The sequence below is a fragment of the Paenibacillus sp. S29 genome, assembly GCF_049319765.1.
GTDB lineage: Bacteria > Bacillota > Bacilli > Paenibacillales > Paenibacillaceae > Paenibacillus > Paenibacillus polymyxa_B.
Genome location: NZ_JBMOUI010000055.1, coordinates 1 through 819, shown reverse-complemented (window position 1 = coordinate 819; position 819 = coordinate 1). Strand labels below are relative to the sequence as shown.

At 51.0% G+C, this 819-nt stretch carries 1 protein-coding gene; it reads left to right on the top strand.

What is annotated here, in order from left to right:
• A partial coding sequence (locus ACL9RM_RS26420; protein WP_414126696.1) for an AMP-binding protein occupies positions 1–819 on the top strand: 819 nt, incomplete at both ends.

Below are 819 nucleotides of genomic sequence, written 5' to 3'. Positions count from 1 at the left end.
GACATGATCAGAACGAATCAGCAGCAGGCGCTGACTTCTCAAGATTATGAAACGTATCCGCTGTATGAAATTCAAGCCTTGAGCGAGCAAAAGCAAGATCTGATCAACCACATTATCGTGTTTGAAAACTATCCGGTGGAGGAGCAGGTCGAGCAACTTGGCGAAGGTGCAGAGTCGGATTTTGAAATTCGCAATGCCGGCATGATTGAACAAACCAACTATGATTTCAATCTGGTTGTTATGCCGCAGGAAGCGATGAAAATCCGATTTGAATACAATGCGAAGCGATATGATCGGGAAGCCGTTGAACGGACTCAGGGCCATCTGATACAGCTGTTGGAGCAGGTGGTGGCGAAGCCGGACATTCGAGTGCATGAGCTGGATATGGTAAGTGAGCAGGAGCGCGAGCAAATTCTCAGCGTATGGGGAAATACAGCTGCTGAGTATCCAAGCGAGCAAACGATTCATGGCTTGTTCGAGACACAAACGGCGCAGACACCGGAGCAGGCAGCGTTGTTCTTCGAAGGAGAGCAGCTGACCTATCGCGAGCTGAATGCACGTGCGAATCGTCTGGCTCGTACCTTACGCAGTCAAGGCGTGACGAAGGATCGACTGGTGGGTCTGATGACCGAACGTTCGGTAGACTTGATCGTGGGGATCTTAGGCATTTTGAAAGCCGGGGGTGCATATGTGCCCATCGATCCGACGTATCCGGAGGAACGTATCCGCTACATGCTAGACGATTCGGGGGCAGAGCTATTGTTAACGCAAAGCCATCTGGTGGATAAAGTGGCTTTCGACGGTAACGTGCTGGTGCTG